Annotated in this window: 14 protein-coding genes; 12 read left to right on the forward strand and 2 right to left on the reverse strand. The window is 43.2% G+C overall.

Going from position 1 to position 17471, the window contains the following annotated elements; all coding sequences use genetic code 11:
* Positions 1-87: 87 nt before the first annotated feature.
* Positions 88-1440 (forward strand): PTS sugar transporter subunit IIC, encoded by a 1353-nt coding sequence (locus G400_RS0100480; RefSeq protein ID WP_017261677.1) that lies wholly within the window; start codon positions 88-90, stop codon positions 1438-1440.
* Entirely contained in the window at positions 1430-2413 is a 984-nt protein-coding gene (locus tag G400_RS14155; RefSeq protein WP_017261678.1) for an alpha/beta hydrolase, read from the forward strand. The genes G400_RS0100480 and G400_RS14155 overlap by 11 nt, the downstream gene beginning before the upstream one ends.
* A 154-nt stretch (positions 2414-2567) precedes the next feature.
* Here G400_RS14155 and G400_RS0100490 read toward each other — a convergent pair whose 3' ends face one another.
* Entirely contained in the window at positions 2568-2909 is a 342-nt protein-coding gene (locus G400_RS0100490) for a hypothetical protein (protein ID WP_017261679.1), read from the reverse strand.
* Positions 2910-3051: 142 nt separating this feature from the next.
* On the opposite strand from G400_RS0100490, the gene ytpR reads away from it, so the two are divergent.
* From ytpR to murC, 3 genes are all read left to right on the forward strand, one after another.
* Entirely contained in the window at positions 3052-3693 is a 642-nt protein-coding gene (gene ytpR / locus G400_RS0100495) for a YtpR family tRNA-binding protein (RefSeq protein WP_017261680.1), read from the forward strand.
* A 240-nt stretch (positions 3694-3933) separates the two neighbouring features.
* Positions 3934-6399, forward strand: coding sequence for a DNA translocase FtsK (locus tag G400_RS0100500; RefSeq protein WP_017261681.1), 2466 nt, complete (start codon positions 3934-3936; stop codon positions 6397-6399).
* 104 nt (positions 6400-6503) lie between these two features.
* Positions 6504-7838 (forward strand): UDP-N-acetylmuramate--L-alanine ligase, encoded by a 1335-nt coding sequence (gene murC, locus G400_RS0100505; RefSeq protein ID WP_017261682.1) that lies wholly within the window; start codon positions 6504-6506, stop codon positions 7836-7838.
* Positions 7839-7921: 83 nt separating this feature from the next.
* On the opposite strand, the gene G400_RS0100510 is transcribed toward murC, so the two are convergent.
* A complete protein-coding gene (locus G400_RS0100510) occupies positions 7922-9118 on the reverse strand; it encodes a multidrug effflux MFS transporter (RefSeq protein WP_017261683.1) in 1197 nt (398 codons plus the stop codon).
* A 233-nt stretch (positions 9119-9351) separates the two neighbouring features.
* Between G400_RS0100510 and G400_RS0100515 the strand changes: the two genes are divergently transcribed.
* The 7 genes from G400_RS0100515 (at position 9352) to dnaI (ending at position 17468) form a co-directional block, all read left to right on the forward strand.
* Positions 9352-10071: a Bax inhibitor-1/YccA family protein gene (locus G400_RS0100515; protein ID WP_017261684.1), complete on the forward strand. Its 720-nt coding sequence runs from the start codon at positions 9352-9354 to the stop codon at positions 10069-10071.
* Between the two features lie 307 nt (positions 10072-10378).
* Entirely contained in the window at positions 10379-13081 is a 2703-nt protein-coding gene (gene polA / locus G400_RS0100520; RefSeq protein WP_017261685.1) for a DNA polymerase I, read from the forward strand.
* Positions 13082-13123: 42 nt separating this feature from the next.
* The gene (gene mutM / locus G400_RS0100525) at positions 13124-14008 is read left to right on the forward strand and encodes a DNA-formamidopyrimidine glycosylase (RefSeq protein ID WP_017261686.1); all 885 of its coding nucleotides are present in this window, start codon (positions 13124-13126) and stop codon (positions 14006-14008) included.
* Positions 14005-14610 (forward strand): dephospho-CoA kinase, encoded by a 606-nt coding sequence (gene coaE / locus G400_RS0100530; protein WP_017261687.1) that lies wholly within the window; start codon positions 14005-14007, stop codon positions 14608-14610. Before mutM ends, coaE begins: the two co-directional genes overlap by 4 nt.
* Before the next feature lie 37 nt (positions 14611-14647).
* Positions 14648-15121, forward strand: coding sequence for a transcriptional regulator NrdR (gene nrdR / locus G400_RS0100535; RefSeq protein WP_017261688.1), 474 nt, complete (start codon positions 14648-14650; stop codon positions 15119-15121).
* 29 nt (positions 15122-15150) lie between these two features.
* Positions 15151-16530 carry a DnaD domain protein gene (locus G400_RS0100540; RefSeq protein ID WP_017261689.1) on the forward strand — a complete coding sequence of 460 codons (1380 nt, stop codon included), beginning with the start codon at positions 15151-15153 and terminating at the stop codon, positions 16528-16530.
* A 2-nt stretch (positions 16531-16532) separates the two neighbouring features.
* Positions 16533-17468, forward strand: a complete 936-nt coding sequence (gene dnaI / locus G400_RS0100545) for a primosomal protein DnaI (RefSeq protein WP_017261690.1) — start codon at positions 16533-16535, stop codon at positions 17466-17468.
* The last annotated feature ends 3 nt before the right edge of the window (positions 17469-17471 follow it).

Below are 17471 nucleotides of genomic sequence, written 5' to 3' on the forward strand. Positions count from 1 at the left end.
CTGTTTCCTACGAAAAACGGTTACCGCTTGCACGTAGACGGAGCAAGCGGTATAAAGAACGTGACATATTATGAGGACGTGACTGTAATGATGAAACAACTTGGAAAAGATTTTCACATACGTAACGCAGAAGTAGCTCTATTTTTGCGAGACCGACCAATGACGTCTGTTATTCGTCATTCGTTAACCATATTATTTCCGTTTGTCTTAATGGACGTCTTACTGAGCTGGATTGATGAGGCGTGGTTGCGGCCTGATGGTTTTTACTATCAAATCTTTCAATTTAAACGCGCTGGCAATGCATTAATTGAGACCGGGTACTCACTGAGTGATTTAGTTATCATGCTAAATGTGGTTGTCAGTATTTGCGCGGCCTATCTTGTGGGTTATTATTACGCAGAGTTTTTTCACAAAGACAAAATGACGACTGGACTCGCTAGTGGTGCAGCGTACATTATTTTAAATTATGATTATCGAAGCCCAGATAACTTATTCTTATTTGATAATTTTGGCTTGCGTGCTCTGTTCTTGGCGTTTGTGACTGGTATCATTGTCGGCCTAATATTCCGAATTCCTTTTAGCAATCACTTCTCCAGTCATCAAGTTGTAACAGAGGATGACCGACTTTTTTCGCGTTCTCAACGCATGTTTTTTCCGTTGGCAATCGTAATTATTTTGTTTGTGGGCATCGGTTTTAGCTTGAGTTTGGTTACTGCGGCTGGTCCGCTTGGCATCCTCAATGAGGGGATTGCAACCATTACATTGGGCAAGGCGACAACGCATGTGTTTGCTATTCTGGCATCCGCTGTAATTAGTAATCTGTTAATGTTTTTTGGACTGGCAAGTCCAATCGCGCAACCGCGATTAACTGGTTTTACGACATACTCCGGTGCAAATTATCAATTTTCACAGGCACATCACACTTCATTTGGTGCGCCATATCCGATTACTTTACATACCTTGTACGATGTGTTTGGTAATATTAGTGGCGTGGGTGGCATGTTGGCCTTGATGATTGCGATTTTACTAGTCGGAATCGTTCATCGTGAACGGCGAGTCGCTTATCGTGGACTCTTACCAACGTTATCCAATATGTCTGGAATTGGCCTGGTTGGTTTGCCAATGATTTTTAATTCAATTTACTTACTACCAATGTTGATTGTTCCTGTGTTCAATATGCTGGTTGGGGCAGTGCTGATTAAATCGCGTATTATTCCACCAGCAGTTTATCGAATTCCGTGGACGACACCGGGAATTTTGCAGGGTTACGCAGGTACGGGTGGTGATATTGCTACATTAATTGTGGCGATTATTCTCTTTTTATTGGACATTATTTTCTTTATTCCGTTTGTTAAAAACGGAAATCGTTTGCAGGCATTATTAATAACGCGTGAGCGGAATCATAAGACAGAGACGGGACGTGATCAAAATGACCAATAAAATCAAACGATGGTTATTTGTCGGCGGTCTGTTTGTGTTTGTTATTGTAGTGACTTGCTTCACGATTCCGTGGGTTAAGAGTTCAGTCACTAAGCCGCGAACTATTCGACAATCCCAAATGTCGCCAGTTATTTTTATTCCTGGATCGTCGGCTGGACAAAACCGTTTTGATGATTTATTTAAAACGATCAATTCAGGTCAGGGCGTTGCTAAAAATGCCCAAGGTGGTCAAAAGTCGACGCCAGTTCAACATAGCATTGTTAAAATTACGGTTAAGGAAAATGATACCCTCCAAGTCACGGGTCAAGTTCGGGCCGGTGACAACACGCCGTTTTTCGTCGTGGCGTTTGAAAATAACCATGACGGCTATGCAAATATCAAAAAGCAGGCCAAATGGTTTAATATCGCTTTTAACTATTTAGCAAAAACGTATAATTTTAACAACTTTTCTGGGTTTGGCCATTCTAATGGTGGCCTGATATACACATTGTTTTTAGAAGACTATTTCAACCAGTCTAAATTTAAAATGCACGAATTAATGATGCTGGGCTCACCGTTTAATCTCGAAGAAAAAGATCAGAGCAAACGGGTCGCTATGTTAGATGACATGGTCGATAACCGTAATAAATTGCCAGCTTCATTAAATGTGTACTTAGTCGCTGGCACGGAAAATTACACAAAGGACGGGATTGTGCCCGTTGATAGTGTGTACGCCGGTAAATATGTTTATCAAGATCAGGTCGCGCATTTTACAGAACTCACGGTAACGGGCAGTGACGCGGAACATTCGGATTTGCCACAAAACAAGCAGATCGTGTCGTTAATGTCACAAAACCTGTTGCAATTCCAGGAACGGCAGCCACGCATGAATAACGGAACGACTAATCAAAAATCGAAAAACAACTATAATAATCCTGACAATAATCAACCATCTTCAAGTCAATCAAGTAGTGGTAGCAGTAAGAAAAAATAGAATTGCTATGATATGTAAGACTAGGTTGATGCATTCGTAGATGAAGTACTATAGCAAAGAAGCCACCGAGATTGTGAGTAATCTCGGTGGCTTCTTTGCTATACATATGCAGTAATACGTTGTAAATGTTTTTTCGTGCTAATAAAAATCATGATTAGGATTGAAGCTGTGAAGTTACCTTCCAAACGTCGACCACTTTGCCAGTCTTAGTATCGGCTAAAAACTCGTAAGCAACAGGTTGACCGTCCTCGTGTTTGATGACACCGCCACGATAGACGAGTGTTTGAGCAGCGAATCGTTTAAAGGGCACAGGATGATGTTCAATCCAAGCACCATCAAGGGCGCCTGATTTACGGAAAGAAGTTTTAACCTCCGTTAAAATTCGATCCGGCCGCTTTAGATGTAGATCCTGAATAAGCGCACCAAGGGCAAGGCCAGCCGAAATTCCCAGTCCCGCTAAGATGGCTAATTGGCTAAAATGCTGATTGTTTGTCAAAGCGATCCCTCCAGTTGTGGTCAAAATGAATTGCTCATAGTGTACACCATTTTAGGAAAACAGGAAAATGTTGTCTGAACGATTGACCACGTAGGTGCAAGAGGCTAAACTTTAATAACGACATTATATTCGGAGGAAGAACATGTTAATTGCAAGTATGAACCAGAAAGCATCTCCAGATGTACTGGTTGTCATTTTGGCTCCCAATGTGGCGGAGCAATCTGTGGAAACTAACCAGAACATTGCGCGTATTTATGATCCTAAAACCGATAAAACATTGGGCTTTAACTTTATTGGTGTAAGCCATATTGACAAGAGTATCGCCGGCAACGGACCAATTGAATTATCAGACGATCAAATCAATGCCTTAAAAACAGCAGTTGAACAAGCTGGCTTTGACGCGACGGTTTTAGTTGCTGATCGAACCCCAAAGTTTGTGGTTGGTTATGTGGAATCAACAACTAAGCATCCTGATTCTGATCACTTGTTAGTAACAAAAACGCGTGTTGACAATGATGAAACGTTGCAAATTGTTAGCGGATCGCCAAACATGCAGGAACACATTTATGTTGTTGTTGCCAAAGTTGGTGCAGTGATGCCAAACGGTGAAATCATTTGGCCTGGTGAATTGCGGGGCGTTTCCTCAAATGGTATGATTACTAGTGGTCGCGAGCTTCATTTGCAGAATGCACCTCAGAAAAAAGGGGCGTTGATTCTACCAGATGATTTTGCGAAAGTCGGGGATCCGTTTGACTTTGAACTTGGCAATAAGCTTTTTGTGTAATGCATTTAATTGTTAATTAGTCCTTTATGATGCTTTAGAAATCGAAATTGCATGATAAGGGTGCGAGGGGGCATAGGCCTCCTCTTTTGCTAGTTCAATTTTTCACTCAAGTTAGGTTCATGACCCGTTGTTACACGAATAGTGATGACGTTAACTTAGAATCCAATTTGATTTGAAATTAGTGGATTGCAGAGATGGCTGTTTGAAAACGATACTCAATAATTTGACTTAGGTGATTCAATGAAACATTACGATGGTCCGGCGTTTCTCCGGCAACATCCAGAAGAATTAACAAGAATAAAACAGCATCGGCATCATATCTTACACACGCCTATGGCTACCGAACAGCAAAGTAGCAGTAGCCAGCGCGTAACTGAGGGTCGACAGGAGACGTCTCCTGTCAATGGTAGTCAAGACAGGACGCCAACCAGTGCGCCAGTTCGTTTTGGTAATGATGAGGTTCAAATAGATCGTGCAACTGCAAGCATGTATGCTTCCCAGCAGGCACGAGCTCTTGAACAGACAATTCGTCCTCGTCGACGACCTTGGCAACCCAAGCCTAAGTCGGCTGCTCGTGATACGCAGTACGTATCTGCACTTAACAAGCCATTTGCGCCAGCGTCCGCAGCATATTCTGCAACCTCTGATAAGACAACCAGCAGTTGGGGTAAAGATGACTGGTCACACAAAACAGAAGATGCATCGACAAGTTCAGATTTGGCGACAACATCGGCGAAACGTGAACCAAGCAATAGTGCTTCGAGCACTGAGGTAGTTGCCCGTCAGGATTCTGGTCAGTCGTCAAATAGTGCCGCTTCGGCTCATCCTGCCGTTTCTGAAACATCAGTGCAGGTAACGAATGCGGTAAGCTTGACACAAACTAGCCATCAAGATGACAGTTATGAGGCGAAAAGTATCCAACATTCGGATAGTTCCGCCGCTCTGCAGGAATCCATCGCAAGTAGTAAGGAGCATTCAGCGCAGAGCATGGCCAATGTTACTTCTCATGCAACTGACAGTGATATGGTCGCAACAAGTTCACCAGCTGCACGTTCGCAGACGGCCCTTGGTCATGGATTAGCTGATATTTTGAATGAAGAGCAAAATGGTCAGAAAGACTTGGCTTTGTTTAATCATGATCATGCTGATTCTGATAAGACGATGGATGGGTCGGATCAACGGCCTATTTCAGAGAGCGCTCAAGCGAAGACTAGCATGCAGACCGTTGAGCAAACGGTTGCGCCACTTTCTGGTCGGACGTACGCATCTGAAAGTGATAAGGGCTTAATGACCTATCATTTTCCAAGTTTAGACTTGCTTAAGCCGCCAGTACTGCGTGACGAAGCCAAGTTGGACGCCTGGATTGAGAAACAAATTGATGTGCTAAACAGTACCCTGTCCGCCTTTAACGTGGATGGGGAAGTGGTTGATTACACGGTTGGACCAACTGTTACCCAATTTCAAGTCAGTCTTGGCCCTGGGGTTCGGGTAAATAAGATCACTAATTTGCAAGATGACCTTAAACTTGCACTGGCAGCTAAAGATATTCGAATTGAAGCGCCAATTCCTGGTCAATCGACGGTTGGAATTGAAATCCCTGATTTAAAATCTCGACCGGTTATGCTGTCTGAGGTTTTGCGTTCTGACGTGTTCCAGAACAGTTTGTCACCGCTGACAGTTGCGTTGGGGGTTGATTTATTTGGTAAGCCTCAGGTAACTGATTTGCGAAGCATGCCACATGGGTTAATTGCCGGTGCAACGGGTTCTGGTAAATCCGTGTTCATCAACAGTTTGCTGATGTCAATTATGTACAAGGCAACACCACAGGAAGTTAAGTTGATTTTAATTGATCCTAAGGCCGTGGAAATGGCACCGTACAACGGTATTCCACATTTATTATCACCAGTAGTTTCCGAGCCACAAGCAGCTGCTGCCGCTTTGAAGTGGGCTGTTAATGAAATGGAAGAACGTTACCAGAAGCTTGCTGCCGGTGGTGCCCGTAACATTGAACAATTTAATGAGAAGGCCGTGGCGAGTGGTCATCCTGAACAGAAGATGCCCTATATCGTGATTATCATTGACGAATTGGCTGACCTGATGATGGTCGCCGCCTCAGAGGTGCAAGACTACATCGCCAGAATTACTCAAAAGGCGCGTGCTGCTGGATTACACTTACTGGTCGCCACCCAGCGGCCATCCGTGGATGTTGTTACTGGAACGATTAAAAACAATATTCCGACACGGGTAGCCTTTATGGTATCTAGTCAGGTTGATTCACGAACAATTTTAGATACAGCCGGTGCTGAACGTTTGCTGGGACGAGGAGATATGCTGTACCTCGGTAATGGCAAGAGTCAACCAATCCGACTACAGGGGACCTTTGTTGATGATGAAATTGACACCGTAACTGATTTTGTCCGCGAGCAGATGGCGCCACATTATGCCTTCGAACCGAAACAATTGTTAGCAACAGAAATTGCCGCTGAGGATCAAGACGATTTATGGCCCGATGTTCTGAGTTACGTTGCGAATGAGAAGACGGTCTCTACTTCCAAACTGCAACGCGTCTTTTCTATTGGTTATAATCGTGCGGCAAATTTGGTTGATCAATTAGAAAGTCACAGTTATGTTTCCGCTCAACAAGGTTCTAAACCCCGAGAAGTTTTCCTTACACCGGATAAGTTAAAAAAGAGTGATGAAGATTAGCTTAAACCTGTAAAGAACCTTGATTGTTAACGATTAATGTTGTTACATTAGATTTGTTCATTACAAAATATAGATAGTTTGTAATATTAAGGAGCCCATTATTCATGGATAACACAGACACAACTTATTACTTTGTTGGTATTAAAGGGTCAGGAATGGCCTCGTTGGCATTAATCTTACATGATCGTGGGGACCGTGTTGAAGGATCTGACATTGAGCAGTACACCTTCACGCAACGACCTTTGGAACAGGCTGGCATTAAGATTTATGGATTTAATCCAGACAATTTGCATGCCGGTTTAACCGTTATCGCTGGGAATGCTTTCCCTGATACTCATCCGGAAATTGTTCGTGCCAAAGAATTGGGATTGACCGTGGTTCGCTATCACGAATTTTTAGGTCAGTTGATGAAGGGTTACACAAGCATTGGGATTGCCGGCGCACACGGTAAGACCAGCACAACTGGTTTACTTTCACATGTTTTGAGTGGCATTGCACCAACCAGTTATTTGATTGGTGATGGTACAGGTAAAGGCACGCCTAACTCACGTTTCTTTGTCTTTGAAGCTGATGAATACCGTCGTCATTTCTTGGCTTACCACCCAGATTATGCCATCATGACGAATATTGACTTTGATCACCCAGATTATTACAAGGGCATCGACGATGTTTACAGTGCTTTTGAAACATTTGCTGGCCAAGTTGGTAAGGCAATCTTCGCATGGGGTGATGATCCTGAATTGCGCAAGCTGACGGCTAAAGTCCCAGTTTATTACTACGGGGTTAATGATACAGATGACATTCAGGCTCGTAATGTTAAACGCACTACGAAGGGCTCAAACTTTGATGTTTATATCCATGATGAATTTATCGGAAACTTTGAAATTCAACTGTTTGGTGAACACAATGTGCTGAACAGTTTGGCCGTTATCGCCGTTGCTCACTTTGAAAAAGTGGATATGGACGATTTACGTAAGGAATTGCTATCTTTTCAGGGTGTCAAACGGCGTTTCTCAGAACGTAAAGTTGCCGATATGACAATCATCGATGATTACGCTCATCATCCGTCAGAAATCAAGGCAACAATCGATGCTGCCCGTCAAAAGTATCCTGATAAGGAATTAATTGCTGTCTTCCAGCCGCATACGTTTACGCGGACAATCGCGTTGATGGATGATTTTGCCAAGAGTCTTAATTTGGCAGATAAAGTTTACCTAACGAATATTTTTGGTTCTGCTCGTGAAAAGACTGGGGATGTCTCCAGTGCTGATTTAGGGGCTAAAATTACCAAGGGTGGCGAAGTGCTGACGTTGAATAATATGTCGCCTTTACTGGACTATCATGATGCTGTGGCCATCTTTATGGGGGCTGGTGACGTTCAGAAGTATGAACGTGAGTATGAAACGCTTCTGAGTAACACGAGCTTGAATAATGGTTAATGTTTATTAAATACGATTCTTAGACATAAAAATACCGTCGCGAAGTTAAATTCGTAACGGTATTTTTGTTTGTCCATGTTTTTTTATAGATCCTTGTTGCTAGTTGTTGAGTGACTAAAGTGTAGCAAGATTAATCCTAAGGCTTCAAAAATTGAGATAAGAATAATCATTGGATAGGCGGTGTGGGAGCCAAATAAACCGACCAGCGGCGAAGCTACACCACCGACTAATTGGGACAGAGTACCTAAGATTGCTGAGGCTGTGCCAATGTTTTTAGTTGTGCTTTCCATGGCAATAGCGGTGGTGATAGTGCTATTGAAACCAACTGATGAGACGACAAACCATAAAGCGACCGCAAACAACCAGAGCTGATTAATTGTTAATGCATTGACGACTAGGATAGCACACCCGATTAGAGGGACTAGGAAGCCAACTTGGGCAATTTGATGCTCGTTAAGAAATTCAGAAACACGGCCGACAATTTTACTTCCCAGTGCGATTCCTAGACCATTAATGGCGTAGATAATACTGAAAGCAGTTGTGCTTAGATGATAGTCTTGCTGAAAGATAAACGAAGAATCTGCAATGTATGTAAACAAAGCGCCGTACACAAGTGCTAACAGACTTGCATTGAGCATAAAACGTCCGTTTGAAAAGACGCTCTTGAAATCGAGCTTTTCAACAGGCCCGCCAATGCTAGTAGCTGTCTCTGGCAGACCGAAGGCACTGGCAATGACGAGCAAAATCCCAACAATTGTTAATGTCACAAACACTGATTCCCACGGGAAGAAACTTACTAGAACAGCTCCTAAAATGGGGGCGATAACCGGAAAAATTCCGTTGATGGACATTAATGTAGCGTAGAAAGTGGTTAATCGGTGCCCGGAGAAAAGATCTCTGGCTACCGCCCGCGACAGCACCTGACCAGCTGCACCAGCAAGACCTTGAATGACACGAAGAACTAGAAAGACCACAATATTATGGACAAAGATAAGTGCTGCCGATGTGAGCGTGAAGACAATCAGCCCAATTAATAAGGGTTTCCGGCGCCCAACACGATCACTCCAAGGACCAATAATTAACTGACCGACGGCCATTCCAATGAGACAGGCACTGATGCTTGCTTGAACCGCTGCTGAACTGGTATGAAAACTAGCTTGCAGTTGGGGCAGTGCCGGCAGATACATATCTAGGGATAATGGGCCAAACGCAGATAGCGTGCCCAATAAAAGTGTTAAGAACAGACTGGGTTTTACAGTCTGTTGTTTTTCGACTGGCATAATGGCTCCTTACACTAAATAGTTTATAAAACGAGGTAGACATAATTTTAAGCGTCTTGTGGTCAAAAAACTAGAGGGGAAGGACAGTTATCTATAAGGAATTCTAAAGTTGCGTATTGCACAGGTAAAACGCTTGCGTGTTTGGGTAAATCTGTTAGAATACATCTTGAACATGAATTAGTCAGTATTTGTCAAACGACAATTAGTTAATGAATAAGAAATGAGGGATTTTTGTGAATAACAATGAATATCAACAACCTCGCCGAGAGGTGAACTCACAGGCTTCTGGTTTATCAGCCTTCATGAGTAAAGTCTTCGGTTACATGGGTGGAGCGGTGCTGATTTCTGCAATCGTTGCCGTGCTTGCCGGCGTTGTTTTCCAACAGCAATACTTTAGTTTTATTGCTGCTAACCGCTGGTTCCCAATCGTTCTAGTGGTAGCTGAATTTGGGCTCGTAATTGGTACTAGTTTTAAGGCCAATCGGAGTGCAGCAGCAGGACTGACAATGTTGTTTGGATTTGCGGCGATCAACGGGTTGATGCTGTCCAGCATTTTCCTACAATACGCGAGTGCGACGATTTTCTCTGCATTCTTTGCCTCAGCTGCTATCTTTGGTGGAATGGCCTTTTATGGCTCAACGACCCACCGCGATTTGACTAAGATTGGTACGCAAGCAATGTTTGCACTGATTGGGATTCTTATCGTTAGTTTGATTAATATCTTCTTACGTTCATCCTTTATCAGTTTCATCTTTAGTTTTGTTATCGTGGCTGTCTTTGTTGTTCTGACCGCTTGGGATACACAACGGATGCGTAAAATTTATGAACAGTACGGCAATCAGATTTCGTTGAGTGGCCTAGCCGTTCAGGGCGCTTTCCAGTTGTACCTAGATTTCATCAACATTTTCATTTACATCCTGCAGATTTTTGGCTACGGCAGCAACCGCAACTAATTAAACCTGAATGACTAAAATCATGCTATGAGCAGGGCTTTAATGATTGTGAATAAAATGCTCGAATAAATTGTAACTAGAAACCGTGTTGACATTGTTGTCGGCACGGTTTTTTGTTTGTCAGTGTTGCTTGAACAATTCGAATCTTTTTTCTACAAGGGGACTACGCCTGCAAAGTCAAAATCAGTCGATAATTATCAGCACCGAGCTCACTTAAACATTCAATTACGCTTCTGCTTCAAATTGGTGCGCGAGCGCTTAATTTGTTAAAATGGAATCATTAAAATCAAAGAAAGCGACGGCCTTTATGAGCGAACAATTAACGTTATCAACAAAGAAAAAACTATTACTGATTGACGGCAACAGTGTGGCCTTTCGTGCCTTCTTTGCACTGCATCAACAGTTGGATCGATTTACTAACCATGATGGCTTACATACGAACGCCATTTACGCGTTCAAGACGATGTTGGATAAAGTAGTTAAGGCTGTTCAACCGGATAAGGCGTTGGTGGCATTTGACGCGGGTAAAACAACTTTTAGGACTGGTAAATTCTCTGACTACAAAGGTGGCCGGTCTAAAACGCCGGAAGAATTGTCAGAGCAAATGCCTTACTTACGAGATCTGTTGACCGGTTACGGCATCAAGAGTTATGAACTTAAGGATTGGGAGGCCGATGACATCATCGGCACCATGGCTCGTGAAGGCGAAGCGGACGGATATCAAGTGATAATCGTAACTGGAGACCGTGATCTGACTCAGTTGGCGACGGACCAAACAACGGTGGCAATCACGCAAAAAGGTGTTAGTGAAATCGAATATTACACACCTGCTCACGTTCAGGATAAGTATGGCTTAGAACCCAAACAAATTATTGATATGAAAGGACTCACGGGTGACACTTCCGATAATTATCCAGGTGTTACCAAAGTGGGTGAGAAGACGGCGATTAAGTTACTGACACAGTTTGATTCCGTTGAGGGTGTCTATGAGCATCTAGATGATATTAAACAGAGCAAGATGAAGGATCACTTGATTGAGGATCATGATCAAGCCTTGATGAGTAAAGACTTGGCGACGATTCGCACCAATGCGCCGTTGGCAATTCATTTGGATGATATCGATTATAACGGTCCTGATATTGACAAATTAATTGCATTCTATCAACAGATGGACTTTAACAATTTCCAGAAACAGTTACAGAATGCCGGTCTTTCTTTGGATTTAGGTGACGATGAAACAAGCACGGCTTTAAAAACTGTCAGTTGGACTGAATTAACCAAAGATAATCTAAACTTGATTGATAATTTTACCGATGAAGTTAGTTTTATTTTGGAAATGCCTGATGAAAATTATCATCTCAGCGCATTTGCTGGTTTTGTGATGACTGATGGCAAACAAACATTGGTTAGTCGAGAAGTCGATCTGCTTCAATCTGCACAGATTAAGAATTTGATGGAAAATGGCAATATTGAAAAGAACGTCTTTAATGCTAAGGCTCAGTATGTAGGTCTACACCGTCTCGGAGTCAAACTTGTTGGTGTTGATTTCGATTTGTTACTCGTTTCTTACTTACTAGATACGAATGATAATTCAAATGATTTGGGTAGCTTGGCTCAGCAGCATGGTTACGACCAGGTTGAAACAGATGAAGCCGTTTACGGCAAGGGTGCCAAACGGGCGATTCCTGACGATGATGAACAATTCTTCGATCATTTGTCGCGGAAGGCATTGGCCATTCAAAATCTCCATGAAGAGCTGTTTAAAGAGCTTGATCAAAATGAGCAGCGTGATTTATACGTCAACATTGAGTTGCCGTTAACGTTTGTACTGGCGGACATGGAAATTGCCGGTGTTTATGTGGATACTGACCAATTGACCAATATGCGAGAAAAGTTCAAGGAACAATTGTCATCGCTGAAACAAACCATTTATAACGAAGCTGGAGAAGAGTTTAACATCAATTCGACCAAGCAATTGGGCCAAATTTTGTTTGAAAAAATGAAGTTGCCAGTGATCAAAAAGACTAAGACGGGTTATTCAACTTCAGTTGATGTCTTAGAACAACTGGCATCTCAGGCGCCCATTGTGGAGAATATCTTGGCCTACCGTGGCTTGTCTAAGTTGCAATCGACCTATATTGAGGGACTGTTAAAAGTCGTCCACAGCCATGATCACAAGGTGCACACGCGCTATTTACAAACTCTAACGCAGACAGGTCGCTTATCTTCAGTTGACCCGAATTTACAAAACATTCCGATTCAAACCCAGCAAGGACGTGAAATTCGGAAGGCGTTTGTGCCAAGTCATGATGGTTGGGAAATCTTTTCTTCAGATTATTCACAAGTTGAATTGCGTGTACTAGCTCACATTACGGGGGATGCAAACTTGCAAGAGGCCTTCCGTGAAGACGAAGATATTCATGCGGCAACAGCTCGCCGAATATTTGGGTTAACTTCTAATGATGAAGTGACACCATTAATGCGGCGGCAGGCCAAGGCAACAAATTTTGGAATTGTTTACGGAATTAGTGATTATGGATTATCACAAAATCTGGGAATTTCCCGTCCTCAAGCAAAACAATTTATTGATACTTATTTCCGCGAATATCCCGATGTTAAAAAATATACAGAAGATGTTGTTGAACAGGCAAAGAAGCAGGGCTACGTGGAGACAATCACGCATCGCCGTAGGTACTTGCCTGATATCAATGCGAAGAGCTTTAACCGCCGTTCGTTTGCAGCACGGACAGCGATGAATACGCCAATTCAAGGGTCAGCAGCAGATATTATTAAGATTGCTATGATTCAAATGCAGAAGGCCTTAACTGATCGCGATTTAAAGGCTACTATGTTGCTGCAGATTCATGATGAGCTGGTCTTTGAAGCACCCAAGGAAGAGATTCCGATTCTTGAAAAATTAGTTCCAAGCATTATGGATTCAGCTGTTAGTTTGGACATTCCGTTGAAAGTTGAAAGTGCTCACGGATCTACTTGGTATGATGCGAAATAACGATTTATCGAAAGCTTGAATTTCAAAATGGAGGCATGAATGATGCCAGAATTACCTGAGGTTGAAACGGTGCGTCGTGGGCTAACGCGGATGGTTGTTGGAAAAACGATTACTGGAATTGACGTTTATTACCCGAAGATGGTGTTAAACGGGGCCGACGCTTTTGTGACGCTGTTGACTGGACGGACAGTTACCCGAGTCGATCGGCGTGGCAAGTATTTGTTGTTTCGCTTCGATGGCGGGCTGACGATGGTTTCTCATTTGCGAATGGAAGGCAAATACTTTGGGGCACCAGCTGACATGCCAAGGGATAAACACACCCATGTTGTTTTTCATTTAAGTGACGGTCAGTTACTGTGTTACAACGATACACGTAAATTTGGGCGCATGATTGTGATCCATACTGGTGATGAAGACACTGTTGGTGGGCTAAAAACGTTGGGGCCGGAACCAACACCGGAAACCTTAAGTGTGGCGTATTTAGTTGCTAAAATGGCAAAGAGCCGTAAAGCAATCAAGACTTGGCTGTTGGATCAAAGCAACATTGCAGGGTTGGGCAATATTTACTGTGATGAAGTGCTATGGTTAAGCAAGATTCATCCGGAACAACCGGCAAATACAGTGACCATTGCGCAAATCAAACGATTACGGTTGAGTATCTTTGATGAATTGCAATTGGCAATCGAACATCACGGTACGACAGTGTTCACGTATAGTGCGTTTGGACATGCGGGAGAATTTCAAAATGAACTTCACGCATATGGTCACGGCGGTGAACCTTGTGAACGGTGTGGCACCACAATGGTGAAAATTAAAGTTGGTGAGCGGGGCACCACTTTTTGTCCCAAGGAACAAAAACTGCGTGTTGTGAAGATAGCTGCTTCTAAGGCACATTCTGCTGCAGCGACTAAGGAGACTTCTAAGTGACAACGGTGATTGGACTAACTGGCGGTATCGCCAGTGGCAAATCAACAGTTTCTAAAATGTTTGCAACGGCAGGCATACCAATTATTGATGCGGATAAAATCGCTCACGAGGTGGTGGCGCCTAACACAACCGTTCTGGCAGATATCGTGAGTGTGTTTGGCGGTACTGTTTTGACAGCAACGGGTCAGTTAGATCGTCACAAATTAGGCAACCTAGTCTTTAATGATGACGACAAGTTAGCTGAGCTTAATGCAATTGTTCAACCCGTTATTAGAAAAGTAATTCGGTCACGAATTGATCGTTTTAGGAATCGAAACACGCCCGTTGTTGTCTTGGATGCGCCATTGTTCCTAGAACAACACTATGAAAAGGACGTTGACCTGATTGTGGTGGTCAGTGTTCCACTTAAGATTCAACAGGCTCGGTTGATGGCACGTAATAACTTGTCGTTAGCAGAGGCGAATGAACGAATTGAAAGTCAATTATCCTTGGCTAACAAAGTTGCCAAGGCAGATGTGGTCATCGATAATTCCCAACAACTTGAAGAAACCCGTCTACAAGTGGTAAACTTGCTTGACAAAGTCCGTCAGACTGCGGATTAAAACGATTTAGTATTGATTAAAGGAGCACAGACAGACTATGCAATGTCCACGGTGTCACCATAACGATACCCGAGTTGTTGATAGTCGTCCGACCGCAGAGGGTCAGGCGATTCGTCGACGACGCGAGTGTGAAAAATGTGGTTTTCGATTTACAACGTTTGAACGGGTTGAAGTAGCCCCATTATTAGTCATTAAAAAAGATGGCACCCGTGAGGAATTTAGTCGCGAGAAGATTCTTCGCGGCATTATTCGCTCTGCAGAAAAACGACCGGTTACCATGCAGCAAATGAATACCGTAGTTGATAAGGTTGAGTCAAAGGTCCGCGCACTGGGTGAGAATGAAATTTCAAGTCAGCTGATTGGTGAGTACGTTATGAATGAATTGGCTGATGTTGATGAGATTGCATATATTCGGTTTGCCAGTGTCTATCGTCAGTTTAAGGACATGAGTGTCTTTTTGGATGAAATGAAAGAAATGGTTGAACGGGACAAGCGCTCGGATAAACGTTAATTGCTGAATACAAGAATGGAGTGTCAGTCATGAATGTTGCACCAACTTTAACACCGCGGTCAGGATTTGTGGTTACACTGCCACCTCGTGACGATCAGCATCTGTTGAGCTGGCAAACGTTGTACGCACCGATATTGGGTGTTACAGCATTTGGTTTATACACAGGGTTGACTACGTTTGCTAGTCAGCGCCCCCAGTTGTCTAATCGTCGTCAACACAGTGAGCTGTTGACATGGTTGCGATTGGATTTGGATCATTTTCTTGCTGCCCGTAAGCGGTTGGAAGCGGCCGGCTTGTTGGATAGTTTTTACCAGCAAGACGCACTAGGGGATGTTTACGCTTATCAACTGCAGTCGCCACTTTCGGCGACTGCCTTTTTTGCTGATGATTTACTTAGCGTGTTGCTTTTACAATCGGTTGGTCAAACACGATATGATGAACTGTTGGCGAAATTTGAACAGCCAACGGTTAACGTAAGCCAGATGAAAAATGTATCAGCTGATTTTTTAACCGTATTTCATATGAGTGATGCTCAATTAACTAACCGACCAGCGCAGTTGTCGAGTCAGTCCGACAATCATCGTGCTGAGCGTGAATCTAGCTTGGTTCAAGTTGACTTCAAACTTCTCAGTGATTATTTAAAACGAGAGTACGTTGAGTTGGATTCGGTAATGAATCAACGTGATTTAATTGCTACTGAAGCGACGATGTATGGATTAAATGAGCGAAGTTTAGCTAACTTTATTGTCCAGGCGACAAGCGTGACAACAAATCAGTTTGACGCTAACCGTTTCAAACAAGTCGTTGCTGCTCAATTTCAAGCGACTCAGGCTGTGGACAATTCTGTGAACTCAAGCGATGGTGACGCCCAGAATGTTCAAACACAACCAGTGACAACAACCGGTGACAATCAGGATCAGGCACAAATAAAAGCATTGGTAGCAGCCGTTAAGGCGTATGCACCAGCTGACTTCTTGGCCAGTTTAAAGACTGAAAAGAATCAGTATGTTAGCGACGGCGAACAACGTGTTTTGGCTAAATTCATGGATCGACACTTGTTTGCGCCCAGTGTGGTGAACATGCTGATTTACTACCTTATCAGTGATCGCGATAAAAATGTCCTTTATCTTAATGATGTTGATCGAGTCGCTAATGATTGGGCCAAGGCTAAGGTGCAGACGCCAGAGCAAGCAATTGATCACATGCGAAACTACAAGGAAGAACAGGAATCGCAACGGATTCAACGTCAAAATGGTCGAGCACCTAGGGCACGAGAACAACTGACGGATTGGAACGCTCAGTCACAGACACCAACTTCAGAAGTGGCTGCTTCTGAAGATGACGCTAATGAAATTCAAAAATTACGTCAACGTTTAAATCAGGCTAAAAAGAATCAGGAGGATCAATAATCATGCAGGACTTAGGAAAATCCATGCGCGATTTACTTAATCGCCAGAATCTGAACTCTGATTACCAACGGTTGATTGCAAATGCGATTAATGATCCCGATGTACAAGCGTTCATTAAGGCACATCAAGATGAGTTGGCAGAGGATGTTTTGGAACGTAATGGGTCCAAATTGTACGAATATGTGAGCCAGCGTGATAAATTACGTGCTGGTCACCAAGTTTTTGCACCTGGATACGAACCAAAATTAGTGGTCAGTGACCATTATGTGGAAGTGACTTACGAACCCACGGAAGACACGCTACTTGCCCAAAAACGATCAATGCTTAAGAAGCGCGTTCATGCAGTCTCCATGCCGAAAATGATTGAACAAGCGTCGTTTGGTGATTACAACGTGGACGGTGAAGAGGAGCAGCGTGCTAAAGCACTGCGGCAAGCGATGCAATTTGTGGCTGACTATTCACAAAAACCGCATGAATTTCATCAAGGTCTGTACTTCTATGGCAATTTTGGAGTCGGCAAAACATTTTTACTCGGTGCTATTGCCAATGAACTCGCCACATTGGGATACCAGTCAACGTTAGTTCACTTTCCCAGTTTTGCTGTGGAAATGAAAAATTCGATTGGTAAAAATAATGTTGCCGAAAAGGTTGATGCCATTAAACAGGCGCCAATCTTGATGATTGATGATATTGGCGCGGATTCGATGAGCTCATGGGTTCGCGACGAAGTGTTAGGCGTTGTTTTAGAGTATCGAATGCAAGAGGAATTGCCCACTTTCTTCAGTTCAAACTTTTCTATGCAACAGTTGTCAGATCAGCATCTTTCAATTAATCAGCGTGGTGAAAAAGAAGAAGTTAAGGCTGCGCGGTTAATGCAGCGAATTCGTTTCCTAAGCCACGAGGTCGTGATTCAGGGACCAAACCGTCGGCCACAATAAAAT

The organism is Furfurilactobacillus rossiae DSM 15814 (assembly GCF_000428925.1).
GTDB lineage: Bacteria > Bacillota > Bacilli > Lactobacillales > Lactobacillaceae > Furfurilactobacillus > Furfurilactobacillus rossiae.

Coding starts and splice junctions, on each gene's coding strand:
- G400_RS0100480 (WP_017261677.1), top strand. CDS start 88: ATGATGAAACAACTTGGAAAAGATTTTCACATACGTAACGCAGAAGTA.
- G400_RS14155 (WP_017261678.1), top strand. CDS start 1,430: ATGACCAATAAAATCAAACGATGGTTATTTGTCGGCGGTCTGTTTGTG.
- ytpR (WP_017261680.1), top strand. CDS start 3,052: ATGTTAATTGCAAGTATGAACCAGAAAGCATCTCCAGATGTACTGGTT.
- G400_RS0100500 (WP_017261681.1), top strand. CDS start 3,934: ATGAAACATTACGATGGTCCGGCGTTTCTCCGGCAACATCCAGAAGAA.
- murC (WP_017261682.1), top strand. CDS start 6,504: ATGGATAACACAGACACAACTTATTACTTTGTTGGTATTAAAGGGTCA.
- G400_RS0100510 (WP_017261683.1), bottom strand. CDS start 9,118: ATGCCAGTCGAAAAACAACAGACTGTAAAACCCAGTCTGTTCTTAACA.
- polA (WP_017261685.1), top strand. CDS start 10,379: ATGAGCGAACAATTAACGTTATCAACAAAGAAAAAACTATTACTGATT.
- mutM (WP_017261686.1), top strand. CDS start 13,124: ATGCCAGAATTACCTGAGGTTGAAACGGTGCGTCGTGGGCTAACGCGG.
- nrdR (WP_017261688.1), top strand. CDS start 14,648: ATGCAATGTCCACGGTGTCACCATAACGATACCCGAGTTGTTGATAGT.
- G400_RS0100540 (WP_017261689.1), top strand. CDS start 15,151: ATGAATGTTGCACCAACTTTAACACCGCGGTCAGGATTTGTGGTTACA.
- dnaI (WP_017261690.1), top strand. CDS start 16,533: ATGCAGGACTTAGGAAAATCCATGCGCGATTTACTTAATCGCCAGAAT.